Source organism: Patescibacteria group bacterium (assembly GCA_035529375.1).
Taxonomy (GTDB): Bacteria; Patescibacteriota; Microgenomatia; order PFEM01; family JAHIFH01; genus DATKWU01.
On record DATKWU010000003.1, the window covers coordinates 1 to 13,489 of the forward strand.

Genomic DNA, 13,489 nt, shown 5'->3' on the forward strand with positions numbered 1-13,489 from the left:
TTATCAGCGATGAAAGGGCTTAGTTTAACTTCCTTGAGATTAACCTTTTTCGCTTTCTTTTTTTCTTGTTGTTCTTTTTTTGCTTCTAAGAATTTAAACTTTTTAAAATCGACAATTTTACAGACTGGAGGTTTAGCATTAGGGGCGACTTCAATTAAATCAAGCTCTTTTTCTTGGGCTTGTTGAAGTGCCTTCTCAAGAAGCATCACCCCAATTTGCTTACCCTCATCATCAATTACTCTGACTTCTCTGCTTTGAATATAATGGTTGATTCGGTAAAACTTCTTTGCCAATTTTCTCTTAGATTTTATCAAACTTGCCTTTTCTTAGCAATATCTTCTTTAATTAACTTGAGGAACTTGGAGACAGCCATTAAACCCAGGACCTTTTCGCCTCGAACCCGAACATTAATATTTTTGGCTTCAACTTCCTTGTCACCAACCACCAGAATGTAGGGAATTTTTTGGATTTCAGCGTTTCTGATTTTTTTAGAAGTGGTTTCGCTGCGATTGTCAAGTTTGGCGCGAATTGCTTCTTTTTTGATCTGATCAACAATTTTTTGACCATATTGATTGTGCTTGTCAGTAATCGGAATGACAATTGCTTGAACCGGAGCGAGCCAAACAGGAAAGGCACCACCGTAATGTTCGATTAAGATTCCCATAAATCGCTCAAAGGAGCCGAGAATGGCGCGGTGAACCATGACTGGTTGGCGTTGTTGTCCTTTTTTATTCATGTAAGAGAGTTTGAATTTTTCCGGAAAGTTAAAATCAACCTGATTGGTTAAAAGTTGCCACTCTCTACCTAGGCTGTCTTTGACTTTTAAATCGATTTTAGGACCGTAAAAAACGCCCGCTCCGGGATCAAGGTCATAAGGCAATTTGGTTTTTTTAAGAGCTGATTTTAAAGATTTGGTTGCTTTTTCCCAAATAGTGTCACTACCCATTGATTTTTCTGGCCGAGTTGAAAGATAAGAGTGAAAATCTTTAAAGCCAAAAACATTATAAATTTCCTTAGTCAGGTTAAGGACACCAACTAGTTCTTTTTCTAATTGCTTTGGTTGACAGAAGATATGAGAATCATCTTGAGTGAAACCTCGAACTCGGGTTAGACCGTGAAGAACGCCGCTAGGTTCGTATCGATAAACCGTTCCTAGCTCGCAATAACGGATAGGAAGTTCTCGATAACTTCTTATCTGGCTTTTATAAACATAAACATGAAAGGGACAGTTCATTGGCTTGATTAAATATTCAGTCCCCTCAATATCCATCGGTGAGTACATTAAGTCACGATAAAATTGCCAATGACCTGATTTTTCCCAGAGGGATTTTTTGCCGATATGGGGAGTATAAATATATTGATAGCCGTGTTTTTGATGGAGATCTTTCCAATAAGATTCAATTTCTGCTCTAACAATAGAAAGATTGGGATGCCAAAGAGGTAAACCGGCGCCAATTTGATCATTAAGACTAAAAAGGTCAAGCTGGTTGCCGAGTTTGCGATGATCTCTTTCTTTAGCTTCTGTCAATTCTTTTAGATGACTATCAAGTTTTTCTTGAGTGGCAAAACAAGTACCGTAAATTCTGGTGAGCATCGGATTTGTTTCACTGCCTCGCCAATAGGCACCAGCCAGGGAAAGGAGTTTAAAAGACCCAATTTTTGAGGTATCAGTTAAGTGGGGACCAGCACAAAGGTCAATAAAATTACCTGTTTGGTAAACGGAAACCTTTTTATTCTTTTCTTTTTCTAAATCTTTAATCAGTTCTAGTTTAAAGGGTTGGTTTTTGAAGATTTGTTTAGCTTCTTTGATAGAAACATCTTCTTTTTTAAAAGGTAGTTTGGCTTTGCTAATCTTTTTCATCTCTTGAGAGATTTTTTCCAAATCTTTTTCCGTGATTTTCTTTTTGCCAAAATCAAAATCATAATAAAAACCGTCTTCAATAGCCGGTCCAATCCCAAATTTAACTTTGGGATAAAGTTTTAGAACCGCGGCCGCCAAAACATGGCTGCAACTATGTCTCATTTTTTCTAATTGTTTATCCATTTTTTATCTTGGTAAAGCCTTTCTTGCTTCCAGGGCTTGATTAGCGGCTTCAATTAATCTAGCAAACCAATCCCCTATTAAAGGTAGACCACCAAGTCTGCCTAGGATTAAACCTAAAATGTAAATTAACAAAGCAAAACCAAGAGTGGCGCCTATCGCCCAACCAATACCACCAATAAAATTTTTAAAAAAGATGATTAAATATTTTTCTTTAGGATTAGCTTTCATGGTGGGTGGTACAGGACTCGAACCTGTGACCTTTACGATGTCAACGTAACGCTCTAGCCAACTGAGCTAACCACCCGATTGTTTTAATTTTACTAGATTTAAGAAGAGGAGGCAAATTTAACCGGCTTGGGTAGCCATGTAGCGTTCTTGGGAGAGCATGAATTTTGTGCCTGACTTTCTGACTTGACCCCAATAATAATTTCTCTTTTTAGTTCGTTGGTTAAAGAGATTCAGCCAGTTGGCTGATTCTTCAATTTTCTCTCTGAAAAGTTCAATGGCTCGTTTTAATCTTTCCAGGAAGTTAAGATGATAGATACCTGGTTCGACTGGTTCTAAAGTGGCCGCGATTTCGACTTCTTTAGATAATTCTTTAGTGGAAAGGGCTAATCTTTTTAATTCCTCCTGAATCGCTTTGATTTGGAGTTGAGTTTTCTGTTCTGATTGTTTGAAAACAAATCTCTCTTCCTGGCGAATTCTATTTAATTCCCGCCTATATTGATAAGGGATTCTTTCTTGTTCTTGGGTTCTTTTTAAATTTAGGGTTTCATTGGGTTGAAGAGTGCCGCTTCTTTTTCTTTGGCTAATTTGGTCTAGAGCTGTACTAGGAAGACCTTCAATTACATCTTGGGCAATAGAATGACCAAAACCGCTTCCAAAATCACGGAGATTTTCAATAAAATTATCTCTGAGAACAGGCTTTCTGTTTTTTTGCTGGCCTTGATCCATTTAATCTGGGCAGATTTAGCTGGATGTTACTATAATTTAGTCAGTTTGTCAATTGCTTTTCTTTTGCGGAGAAGTTGTTTAATGTAGGCTTGTTGGGTCGGTGTTTGCATCGCTTCTTTGGCCTTTTCGTCGGGAGTAGCGTTAATCATCTCCTGAACTTCTTTTTCGGTTATTTTGATGTCTTCAGCGTCAGCAATGGCGGAAAGGATTAATTCCAGTCTCAATGATTCTTCTGCCTGCTGGCGGTACTCTTGACGGATTTGGTCACTGGTTTTACCAATTGAAGCTAGATATTGTTCGACGGTTAAGCCCAGACGTTCAGTCTGATCAATTAGTCTAGAGAGCATCCGGTTAACTTCTTCTTGAATTAATAATTCAGGAATTTTGATTTTGACGGTTTCAAGAAGGATTTGGAAAATTTTCCTCAGCCGTTCTGATTCTTTTTCCTGGACTTTTTCTTCTTTATCTTTACCTGGTACCCAGATTTTTTCTGAAGCCAAAGCTTTTTTCAATTCCGCCTGATAATCACCCAGTTCTATTTTAGGTAACTCACAGGTAACCGCTTTAATTTGCCAGTCTTTATTTTCTTCTATAGAGGTAATACTGACTTGGGGATTAATGATTGGCTGAATTTTTTGTTCTCTAAGAGTTTCAAGATAAACTTCTGGAACCAAAAATTTAAGGACTTCTTCATGAACTTTGGCTTTACCGACTTTTTCTTCAACTTTTTTCAAGGGCGCCTTACCTTTGCGAAAACCATTTATCTCTGTGTCCTTGGCTAGGCGTTTCAGAGCTAAATCATAAGCAACTTTGACCTTTTTTTTAGGAATGGTAATGGTTAATTCAATTGTCCCGTCAGTCTGTTTATTTAAAGCGGAAATCATTGATGGCCCCCTAAACTTCTTGGTCTTTGAGCAGTCAGGGCCGGATTACGGCGGAAAGTTTGACGCCTAAAGCTTTTCGGTGTTCGATAGCCAAGTTTTTTTCGACCAAAACCTAACCTGTTTTCAAGAGGTTTTTCTTCTTTTTTAGTTTGAGATTGCTTATCCATTAGAAGTTATTCTACCATTGTTTGGAGCCTACGTAAAGCCTGAAGTTTCTCATAATAGCCTAATTTAGCCTTATTAGTCGCTTCCCGAAGATATTCAATTGACTGGTGATAGGTTTTTCGGTCAACTGGATAAGGAATGCCGTCTTTACCGCCATGAGCAAAAGAATAGCGGGCTGGATCCTGAGTGGCAATTGGTGCCCCATAAACCAATTCAGCGATTAGGGCTAAAGCCCTGATGGTTTTTGAACCGACGCCTTTCATCCCTAAAAGATTTTCAAAATTGGCTGGTTTTTGTTCGTAGGTGCTTAGAAAAATCTTTTTTAGATTTTGGGGATTAATATCCGAAATGAGAATCTGGTGACGGCCTGGGAGTTTGGTTTTCTGAAGTTTTTTAATTATTTGGCTGGTTTTTTCTGGTTTTTGCTGGGCAACTTTAGTGGTAATTTCTCGATTATTTTTACTTTTAGAATCAACCAAGTTTAAAACTTCTCCCCTATTTTCACTGGCAATGCCAGCATGAGGTTCGTTAACAAAATCAGCCACATCGTCTGAAAGCCAGTGATAGCGCCTGGCCCAGTGAGATTTAGTTTGCATCCCTTGTTGAATCACGGCCCATTGGCCGTTTTTAGTAAAGAAAAAAGAATGATGATAGAGTTGATAACCGTCTTGGAGAGCGTTATTATCGACTTTGGCTGAAAGTCTGGAAGCATAGATCAGCGGTTGACTGTTAAAAGAATATTCTTGGCCAAAATCTTCAATCTCCTTTGGTGTTTTTCGAGAGGTTTTACCTTTACCACCACAAACAAAGATTCCTAGATCTTTTTGGATTGGCTTTAGACCTTCTTTGAGCGCCCCACAAGTGGTGGTCGTCAAGCCTGACGAGTGCCAGTCAAAACCCAAAACACAACCAAAAGCTTGAAACCAATTAGGATCAGCTAATCTTTTTAAATATTCTTCTGTTCCATATTCATTGATGAGAACCAAAGAAATTTCTCGAGATAGTTTGGTCATTCGTTCAAACAACCAGCGAGGAGCGGAACCATAATGAAGCGGTAAATTAGCCGTACCAGTTTTCATCTTTGGGTTTTCTTCGTAAAAACAATTTCAGTATAGGAGAGTTTAAGAAGCAGTGTCAAGATGAAGTTAAATAGTTTTTAAGTTTTAATCACTTTAATAAACACTCTTCTTGTTCTGGGATCATCAAGTTCAACTAAAAGGATTTGTTGCCAAGTACCTCGGACTAATTTTCCGTTTTCAATAGGTAAAACTTTTCCTTGGCCTAAGAGACCACTTAGGATATGAGAATCAGCGTTGCCATCAATACGGTTATGTTCAAACTGTTCGTCTTTAACTAATTTTTTAAGAATTTTTAACCAATCATTTTTCAAACCTGATTCGTTTTCAGTTAGAAGAATGGCGGCAGTTGAATGAGGGACAAAAACTAAACAAAGACCACTCTTAACTTTTTCTTTAACCAGAACTTGTTCAACTTGATCAGTGATATCAATTAGTTGGTAACGATTTTGAGTTGAAACAGAAATTTCCATCTAACGTTTCCAAGGTAGTTTTTCGCGAACCTTTTCCCAAAATGTTCTTTCCTTGGCGAATTTGAAGAGATAAATGATTTCCACAATACCAAGGGAATTAATAATCAAAATAGCAACAAACCAATATAATTGTTCACATCTAGCTGCTCGCCATAAAGCCATGCCTTTCCAAAACAAAGACCAGGCAACCACAATTAATAAAAGAATAGGATTATTGATGATTTGTTCCATATTCAAGTTCTACTTTCAACTTCGCTTCTCGTATCTGTCTTATTACCTCCGTATAAGCAATAGACTTTTGTTCTAATTCCAAGAACAGGGTCGTGTGTGAATCGACCAATGGTGGGTCGCTTACTAGATTTTCGCCCAAGTAGCGGCCTTCTTTATCGTATTCCATCTTTAGAACGTGTTTTTGATCAAATATCCAGAAATCGCCTTTGGTTTCCGCCGTCACTAATTGCTCGTATGTTCTTTGACTGACAGCTTTAATTATTTCCCCGGCGAGCCAATTCTGGGGAAAACACCAGTCCAGTTCGTAGCGCAGATATTCCGCTAGCGTGGGCGGAATTACTCTGATTCTCTTAATCTCTTTTCCAGATCTAGTCCACGCTCTCACGTCCTCAATCCATGCTCGGTGACGAGAATCCGCTGTCGGTATGCCTTCCTTGTAATGTTGAAACTCTTCCCACTCCCCGCCTTCTATGTGATAGACCGGTAAAGTCTCAACACGAAGAGCGGAGACTTCAAAGCTGCCGAACATTTCTTCGAGAACGTCCATACTACTTCCTCGCTTTTATTTTAACATATTTTTTACCTTTTTCCGTAATATTTCATACTTAAACCACTGTTCCTGAAAATGAATTGCTTTTGCTATTTCTTTATCTGTTAATTCTTTTCTATCGGGAACGACAATAAGTTTATCGTCATCATCATTTAATCTGTGAATAATTGCAACACACTTACCGCTTCCTTTTTTAAGAGGTTTACTTACTCCAAGAAAATAAGCATCTAATTCTTCTCCATCTGGTGATTTTGTGTTAGAAATGAAGCCATAATTAGACTTATAAGTGAAATTATGTTTAGGATGTTTACTTCCAAGAGGCCTATCAATAACCACATTAACTTTTTTGTTAAGGAATTTTTCTGCTAATTTTAGTGTTTTAGACATTTTCATTATTCTTTCTTATCGTAATATTTTTTGCCTTTTAATTTCTTAGGGAGTAATGATTTGTTTTCAGGGTAAGGTTCATAGCCTTTACCATAACCTAGTTCTTGCATTAGTCTGGTGGGGGCATTAAGAATTTCCATGGGGATAGGTAGGTTGCCATATTTTTTAATATCTTCTTGAGCTTTTCTTAGACCGTTGTAGGCGCTTCTGTTTTTGGGAGCTTTAGCCAGGTAAACCACACCATGAGCCAGATTGATAGCACATTCAGGGTAACCAATGCTATTACAGGCTTGAAAAACCTCATTGGCGACCACTAAAGCCGTGGGTTGGGCCATACCAATATCTTCACTGGCAAAGATAACCATTCTTCTAGCAATGAAAAGAGGGTCTTCGCCAGCTTCTACCATTCTGGCGAGGTAATAAAGGGCGGCATCGGGATCTGAAGCTCTCATGCTTTTGATAAAGGCACTGATCGTGTTGTAATGTTCATCACCATTCTTATCATAGAGTAAGGATTGTTTCTGAAAGACATCTTTAATTAATTGAAGTGAAATTTTTTTACTTCTTTGAATAAGTGAACTGGCAATTTCAATGGCATTTAGGGATACTCGGGCGTCACCGTTTGAAGCTTGAACTAAGAATTCCAGGGCTTTGGGTTCTATTTTTAACTTTAATTTTCTTAATCCCCTTCTAATAATGGTTTTTAATTCTTTTTCTTCTAATTGATTAAGAACAAAAACTCGGGAACGGGACAAAAGAGGGCCAATCACTTCAAAAGAAGGATTTTCGGTGGTCGCTCCAATCAGAATGACGATTCCTTTTTCAACATGAGGTAAAAAAGCGTCTTGTTGGGCTTTGTTAAAGCGATGAATTTCATCTAGAAAAAAAATAGTTCTTTGGTTGTAAGCCTGAAGACGTTCTTCAGCTTCTTTAACAATTTTTCTGACATCTTTAAGAGTGGTGGTGACGGCTGAATTAGCCGAAAAATAACTTTTAGTAGTGTTGGCAATGATTTGAGCCAGAGTGGTTTTGCCAGAACCAGGTGGCCCCCAGAAAATCATTGAAGGCAATTGATCAGATTCAATCAATTGACGGATAATACCCTTATTACCGACTAAATGTTCTTGACCAACGAATTCTTTAAGATTTTTGGGTCGAATTTGATCAGCCAGAGGGTTATTTTCCATAAACTCATTTTAATCCGAAGAAATCCCGAATGTCAAGAGGTTGATTATTCTTCAAAATTAACTTCCATATCGAGAATGGGCGGGTTAAGACCAGTTTCTTTGAGATCAGTTTGGTCAAGTTCTTGATTAATTTCTTTGACTTTTTCTTCAACCCCTAGAACGGCTGAATCGGTGGCGTAATTTGAGGGGTTTTTAATTTCTTCTTCATAAGGACTGGGTGAAGGTGAGGGAAGAATTAGTGGTTTGAATTGAGAAGTGCGGTAGGTAGAACTGATGATTACTAGGATGATTATAAGGAAGAAGAGAATAATACCTGTAATCAAGGCAATTTTTTTGTTTTTACTGGTAGGTAGTTTGTCTTTAAAAGGGAGATTGTTGACTTTGTCTTTTGTTTTTTGCCATAAAAGAACCCCTTTCTCCTTAATTGGGATTTGGGTTTCAAAGTTTTGACTAATGATTTCTTCTTTATTCATTTAAATCAGCGGTTTTAATTTCTCTGACCAGTTCTTTGAGAAAACCATTGGCTTCTTTGAGATAAAGATGGGCTTCTTGAAAAAGACTTTGGGTTTGATTGTAATCTTCTTGTTTGTCTTGATCAAAAGTCTTTAGGGAATTCAAGAGAGCGTTAGCTTCGTCTATTTTTTCTTGAGCTCTGATCAATTTGTTCTCTGCTTCTAAGAGCCAACGTTCGGCGATAGTCGTGTCTTTATCACCTTTTTCTCGAATCTCGGTAATTTTTTCCTTAAGAATTTGAATTTGGTCATTAATTTGGTTTTTGAGATTGTTTTCCTTACCTTCAAGAATAATCCCCAGGCCTTGGTAAATTAAGACTTGAGTTTTACCATAGCGTTCTTCAGTTTCTTTTGAAAGTTTGGTTAAATCTTCTAAAGAGGCGGCGCTGGAAAGACTATCGTGGTGATTAACATACCAGGCGACTTCAGCATCTAGTTGAAGATAAAGAGTGTTTTGTTTGTAAGTGAGAATGCCGGTGGTTTCCGCCATTTTCATTCGCAGGGCGGTCAAATAAGTGCGAATCGTGTTGTCTCTTTCCTGGAGCATCCTGAGAGTTTGCTCAAGAGCTAGGGTTTTGGCCGTCAAAGTTTCGTAGTTAAGATACTGTTCTCTAGCGGTGATATATTCATTATGAGCCTGGCGGTACTGGTTGTAGGTAAAGAGGTAATCTTGATAAGCTCGGTCAAAATTAAATTCCTGATTGTCTTGAGCTTTAAGAGCCGAAGAAGGGATAAGAAAAAGAAAGGAGAAGAGGAAAATGATAATTAATGATTTTTTCATCTGCCTACTAATCATTGTACTGGTTTAGTTTTAGATTTCAAGTTCAAGGCCATCATAGGCAATATGGTAATTTTTGCCGCCTTGTTCTTGAACAAAAGCTTCTAATTCTTGATGGGTCCCAGTGATATGGCCAATGTGGGTGAAATAGCAGAGTTTTGGTTTGAGTTCTTTAGCGAGGATGATTCCTTCTTTAATTGATTGGTGGATTCTTGTCTGACCTTTTTTACCTAAAGAAGAACCATCAAGGACCAGGAGGTGAACATCGCGAACTAATTTTTTTTCAGTTTTAGGTAATTTGTGTAAATCAGGCAGATAAACAAAAATTTGATTCTTTTTTAATTTAAGGCCATAGCAGGGCAGGCGGCTATGTTCAACCGGAAAAAAAGAAATTTTGGTTTTTTCGTATTCAATCACGGTTTTTGGTCTGACAATTTCTGGTTGAAAGGGTTTAAGCGGTAAAGGGTGAAATTGGCGTAAGCCGCGAAGAACATCAAGGGGTACAATCAGTTTTGGTTTTTTGATTTGGCGATTATAAAGATGAGTCAGGTCATAAAAACCATGGATATGGTCAGGGTGGGCATGAGTAATAAGTAAAGCACTGATTTTGGTAGTGTCAACTTTCAGATTAGTTAATTGATGGTAAATGTCTGGCGAGGCGTCGATTAGGATTGAATCATTAATCAGAACTGAGGGTCGGAGGCGTTTGTCGTGAGGGTCTTGGGAGCGACAAATGAGACAATTACAGCCTAGTCGGGGCAGAGGCCAACCCGCGGAAGTCCCAAGAAACAAGATTTTCATTTTTTATCTTTTTATTAGACTGGTCAACCATTTAAAGATGGGGTCATTAGTGACTGGAGTTTTAGTAATAAAAAAGACACTAAGGCTAAAGATGATTAAACCACCAAGAATTTGAAAATAAGTCAATTCTTCTTCAGATTTAAACATTAAAGCTAGACCGTAAAAGCCGTTGATAGCCATAGCTAGATAATAAACAATTGCCTTTTCAACCAAGCCTTCGTAAAGGAGTGTCCCCGATTGACCGCTTCCGAATTTCAGTTGAGGATAAACAAAAATAAGCAAGACGGTGGAATAGAAAATCTGATAAAGACCAGTACCAATTAAGAGGATTGAGGTAATTTTGCCTATTTTGTAACGCCAACTCATTACTTTTTTTATACTATTCGTAACGCAGGGCGTCAATGGGATTAAGTTTCGAGGCCTTATAAGCCGGGGCGGCGCCAAAGATAACCCCGACGAGACTGGAGACGAAGAAAGCCAAACCAATTGACCAGGGCGTAATCGTGGTCGTAAAAAAGCGACCCACCAAAAGAGCGCCACCAACTCCTAAAAGAATACCTATAAAACCACCAACAAAAGAAAGGACAATCGCTTCAACAATGAATTGGGTGAGAATGTTTTTGGGCGTGGCGCCAATTGCTTTTCTTAAGCCAATTTCCCGGGTTCTTTCGGTTACGGAGACAAGCATGATATTCATAATACCAATGCCCCCGACGACTAAGGAAATAGCAGCAATTCCACTTAGGGCAGCCGTGAGAACGCCTAAAATACTAGAAACAACACCCAAAACGCTTTTAGTGTCTAGAACGGAAAATTCTTCATCATCAAGAGTTTTTAGAAGAATGGTTTCTATTTCCTCTTTTGTTTGCGGAACAGATTCAGAATCTTGAGATTGAACCCAGAGTGATTGGATATATTCCATGTCGAATTGGTGCATAGCTGTGGTCGCTGGGATAATGACTTGTTTATCCATATCAATGCTACCCATAGCCCCTTTTTCTTCGAGAATACCCAAAATAATATAGCGTTGGTCAGAAATGGTAAATTTTTTGCCTATTGGATCTTCTTGGCCAAAAAGGTCTTCGGCTGCAGTTTTACCCAAAACAGCCACTTTTTTGGCAGAATTGTATTGGGAGCGGGTAAAAAAAGAACCATCAACAACTTTCTGGTCTCTAATTTCTTGATAGTCTGGACCAACACCTGCTATTTGAGTAATTAAGCTTTTTCCTTTGTATCTCATCATTCCGTTGTTTTCTGTATAAGCCATAACCGCTTTGATAGTTCTACTTTCTCCCTCAAGTTGTTTGATATGATCAAAAGTAAATTTTGAGGCGGCCACTCCCGCTCCGGGAACGCCCTCTCCCCCGCCACCGGCATTCATATTTAGTTCGCCTGGGAAAACCCAGACAGCATTTGAGCCCAATCCTTCAAGCTGTTTAGTAATATAAGTTTTTAAACCACTGCCAATTGAGGTAAGGAGAATAACTGAAGTGACGCCAATCACAATCCCCAACATGGTTAAACCAGAACGAGTTTTGTTAGCCTTTAGAGCCTCAAGAGAAACTTTGGTGACTTCAATCAGATCCATCAAACAATTTCTCCGTCAACAATTTTAATTGTTTTTTTAGCATATTTGGCAATTTCTGATTCATGAGTGACGATAATAACGGTTTTACCTTGTTTATTAAGACGGGTGAAAATGGCCATGATTTCTTGACCCGATTTAGTGTCTAAATTGCCAGTGGGTTCATCAGCCAGAATAATCAAAGGGTCGTTAATCAAAGCTCTGGCAATAGCCACTCTTTGCTGTTCGCCGCCTGATAATTGATTAGGATAGTGGTCGCCTCGATCTTTGAGATTGACTTCTTTCAGAGTTTTTTCGGCCAATTGTTTTCTTTTTCTCAGACTAATATCGGTGTAAATTAGGGGTAAAGCAGTGTTGTCTAGGGCTGTCGTTCTGGGAATGAGATTAAAAGTTTGAAAAACAAACCCTATTTTTTGGCTGCGGATTTTAGCTAATTCCTCTTCTGAAAGTTTGGAAATATTTTTTCCTTCAAGGAGAACCTTGCCGGAACTAGGTGTGTCTAGGCAACCGACCAGATGCATGAGAGTGGATTTACCGGAACCCGAAGGCCCCATAATCGCCACAAATTCCCCTTCTTTGATTTCCAAATTAGCGTTTTTGACCGCGTAAATTGGGTGGCTGTCGGGACGGTAGACTTTAGAAACATTGACTAATTTGAGTAAAGCAGACATAGAAGTTAGCTTTCTTTTTTACCGATGACGACTAATTGACCTTCTTCTAAACCAGAAATAATTTCGATTTCAGTGTCTGATTCTAATCCGGTTTCAACTTCGATCTCTTTAATTGATCTCCCCTCAATGATTTGGACATAGTTTTTGCTGTCTCTGATCTTAATCGCTTCTGTCGGTACGGTGATAACATCTGTTTTTTCAGCGGTCACAATTTCAACATCACCATTCATTCCCACTTTAAATCTTTGATCAATGTTTTCCGGCAGACTAATATCAGCTTTAAAAGCGGTGCCACCGCCACTGGTGGTAATCGCGGCAAAAGCAATCTTAGTTATCTCTCCTTCAAACTCTTCTTCAGGATAAGCATCAAGAGTGATGATGACTTTTTGGCCGATACTGGTTTTGCCAATATCTGATTCATCAATATCAGCGATGAATTTCATTAAACCAGGATTGGCGATGGTAAAGACAGCTGTCGCAGGAGTAATATTAACCCCGGCAATAGGGACATCAATGCTGGTAACGACGCCGTCGATTGGTGAACTGATTGTTGCTAGCTTAACAGTTAAATCAGCGATTTCGACGTCAATCACTTTATTATTAAGGTCAAATTGGGCTTTTTGAAGGATTCTTTTAATCGCGTCTGTTACCAACCATTTTTCTTCTGAAAGGCCGCTTTTTTCATAATCTTCATAGGTTTGTTCAAAATCCCAGCGTTCATTCAGATAATCATTAAGTTCGATTCTAAGATCTTTTTCCAGTTCTCGTTTATCAAGCGAAGCAATCGCCTGCCATTTTTTAACTTGATCTCCTTCCTTGACACCTACCCAGGCTAATTGGCCTGAAGTTTGAAATTTAAGATCAACTTGCTCTTGAGAAGCGATTTCACCTGAAGCAGAAACAGATTGAATCAGGTTTTCTTTTTTGACTTTAGCGGTTTCGTATTGGGCTTGAGGCCCAGCCATGATTTTCTTAACCCTTGGGGGAACCACGGCTAGGAAAATAATAAAAACCGCCAGACCAACGGAAATGGCGATTTTATGTTTTTTGATTAATTCGATTAGTTTTTTGATGCCTGCCTTCATTTTTAATAGGATTGCCTGTATTTTAACAATTTAAGTTGAAAATTGCCAAACTTAATTATTTTAAACAAAAAACCAACCCAAAACTCTTGGCTGGTTGTGAATCTTG

Annotated in this window: 19 protein-coding genes and 1 tRNA gene; all 20 read right to left on the bottom strand. The window is 38.5% G+C overall.

What is annotated here, in order from left to right; translation table 11 throughout:
* On the bottom strand, positions 1–293 hold a 293-nt coding region (gene infC / locus VMY36_00190), incomplete at its 3' end, for a translation initiation factor IF-3 (GenBank protein ID HUV42323.1).
* A 17-nt stretch (positions 294–310) separates the two neighbouring features.
* On the bottom strand, positions 311–2,044 hold the full coding sequence (gene thrS, locus VMY36_00195) for a threonine--tRNA ligase (protein HUV42324.1): 1,734 nt from the start codon (positions 2,042–2,044) through the stop codon (positions 311–313).
* 3 nt (positions 2,045–2,047) lie between these two features.
* A complete protein-coding gene (locus VMY36_00200; GenBank protein HUV42325.1) occupies positions 2,048–2,272 on the bottom strand; it encodes a DUF5665 domain-containing protein in 225 nt (74 codons plus the stop codon).
* Positions 2,272–2,348, bottom strand: a tRNA-Val gene (locus VMY36_00205). Before VMY36_00205 ends, VMY36_00200 begins: the two co-directional genes overlap by 1 nt.
* A 41-nt stretch (positions 2,349–2,389) precedes the next feature.
* Positions 2,390–2,998 carry a DUF5660 family protein gene (locus tag VMY36_00210; GenBank protein HUV42326.1) on the bottom strand — a complete coding sequence of 203 codons (609 nt, stop codon included), beginning with the start codon at positions 2,996–2,998 and terminating at the stop codon, positions 2,390–2,392.
* A gap of 29 nt (positions 2,999–3,027) precedes the next feature.
* A complete protein-coding gene (locus tag VMY36_00215; protein ID HUV42327.1) occupies positions 3,028–3,882 on the bottom strand; it encodes a trigger factor in 855 nt (284 codons plus the stop codon).
* Entirely contained in the window at positions 3,879–4,049 is a 171-nt protein-coding gene (locus VMY36_00220) for a hypothetical protein (protein HUV42328.1), read from the bottom strand. The genes VMY36_00215 and VMY36_00220 overlap by 4 nt, the downstream gene beginning before the upstream one ends.
* Positions 4,050–4,055: 6 nt before the next feature.
* On the bottom strand, positions 4,056–5,126 hold the full coding sequence (locus VMY36_00225; GenBank protein HUV42329.1) for a DUF763 domain-containing protein: 1,071 nt from the start codon (positions 5,124–5,126) through the stop codon (positions 4,056–4,058).
* A gap of 77 nt (positions 5,127–5,203) precedes the next feature.
* Positions 5,204–5,596 (bottom strand): secondary thiamine-phosphate synthase enzyme YjbQ, encoded by a 393-nt coding sequence (locus VMY36_00230; protein ID HUV42330.1) that lies wholly within the window; start codon positions 5,594–5,596, stop codon positions 5,204–5,206.
* A complete protein-coding gene (locus VMY36_00235; GenBank protein ID HUV42331.1) occupies positions 5,597–5,827 on the bottom strand; it encodes a DUF5652 family protein in 231 nt (76 codons plus the stop codon).
* On the bottom strand, positions 5,808–6,374 hold the full coding sequence (locus VMY36_00240; GenBank protein ID HUV42332.1) for a hypothetical protein: 567 nt from the start codon (positions 6,372–6,374) through the stop codon (positions 5,808–5,810). The genes VMY36_00235 and VMY36_00240 overlap by 20 nt, the downstream gene beginning before the upstream one ends.
* Before the next feature lie 15 nt (positions 6,375–6,389).
* The gene (locus tag VMY36_00245; GenBank protein ID HUV42333.1) at positions 6,390–6,770 is read right to left on the bottom strand and encodes an inorganic diphosphatase; all 381 of its coding nucleotides are present in this window, start codon (positions 6,768–6,770) and stop codon (positions 6,390–6,392) included.
* Positions 6,770–7,951 (bottom strand): replication-associated recombination protein A, encoded by a 1,182-nt coding sequence (locus tag VMY36_00250; GenBank protein HUV42334.1) that lies wholly within the window; start codon positions 7,949–7,951, stop codon positions 6,770–6,772. Before VMY36_00250 ends, VMY36_00245 begins: the two co-directional genes overlap by 1 nt.
* A gap of 44 nt (positions 7,952–7,995) precedes the next feature.
* Positions 7,996–8,424: a hypothetical protein gene (locus VMY36_00255; protein ID HUV42335.1), complete on the bottom strand. Its 429-nt coding sequence runs from the start codon at positions 8,422–8,424 to the stop codon at positions 7,996–7,998.
* On the bottom strand, positions 8,417–9,244 hold the full coding sequence (locus tag VMY36_00260) for a hypothetical protein (GenBank protein ID HUV42336.1): 828 nt from the start codon (positions 9,242–9,244) through the stop codon (positions 8,417–8,419). Before VMY36_00260 ends, VMY36_00255 begins: the two co-directional genes overlap by 8 nt.
* Before the next feature lie 30 nt (positions 9,245–9,274).
* Positions 9,275–10,042 (bottom strand): MBL fold metallo-hydrolase, encoded by a 768-nt coding sequence (locus VMY36_00265; protein HUV42337.1) that lies wholly within the window; start codon positions 10,040–10,042, stop codon positions 9,275–9,277.
* Positions 10,043–10,045: 3 nt separating this feature from the next.
* A complete protein-coding gene (locus VMY36_00270; protein HUV42338.1) occupies positions 10,046–10,408 on the bottom strand; it encodes a hypothetical protein in 363 nt (120 codons plus the stop codon).
* Positions 10,409–10,421: 13 nt separating this feature from the next.
* A complete protein-coding gene (locus VMY36_00275) occupies positions 10,422–11,630 on the bottom strand; it encodes an ABC transporter permease (protein HUV42339.1) in 1,209 nt (402 codons plus the stop codon).
* Entirely contained in the window at positions 11,630–12,298 is a 669-nt protein-coding gene (locus tag VMY36_00280) for an ABC transporter ATP-binding protein (GenBank protein ID HUV42340.1), read from the bottom strand. The genes VMY36_00275 and VMY36_00280 overlap by 1 nt, the downstream gene beginning before the upstream one ends.
* 5 nt (positions 12,299–12,303) lie before the next feature.
* Positions 12,304–13,383: an efflux RND transporter periplasmic adaptor subunit gene (locus tag VMY36_00285; GenBank protein HUV42341.1), complete on the bottom strand. Its 1,080-nt coding sequence runs from the start codon at positions 13,381–13,383 to the stop codon at positions 12,304–12,306.
* Between the last annotated feature and the right edge of the window lie 106 nt (positions 13,384–13,489).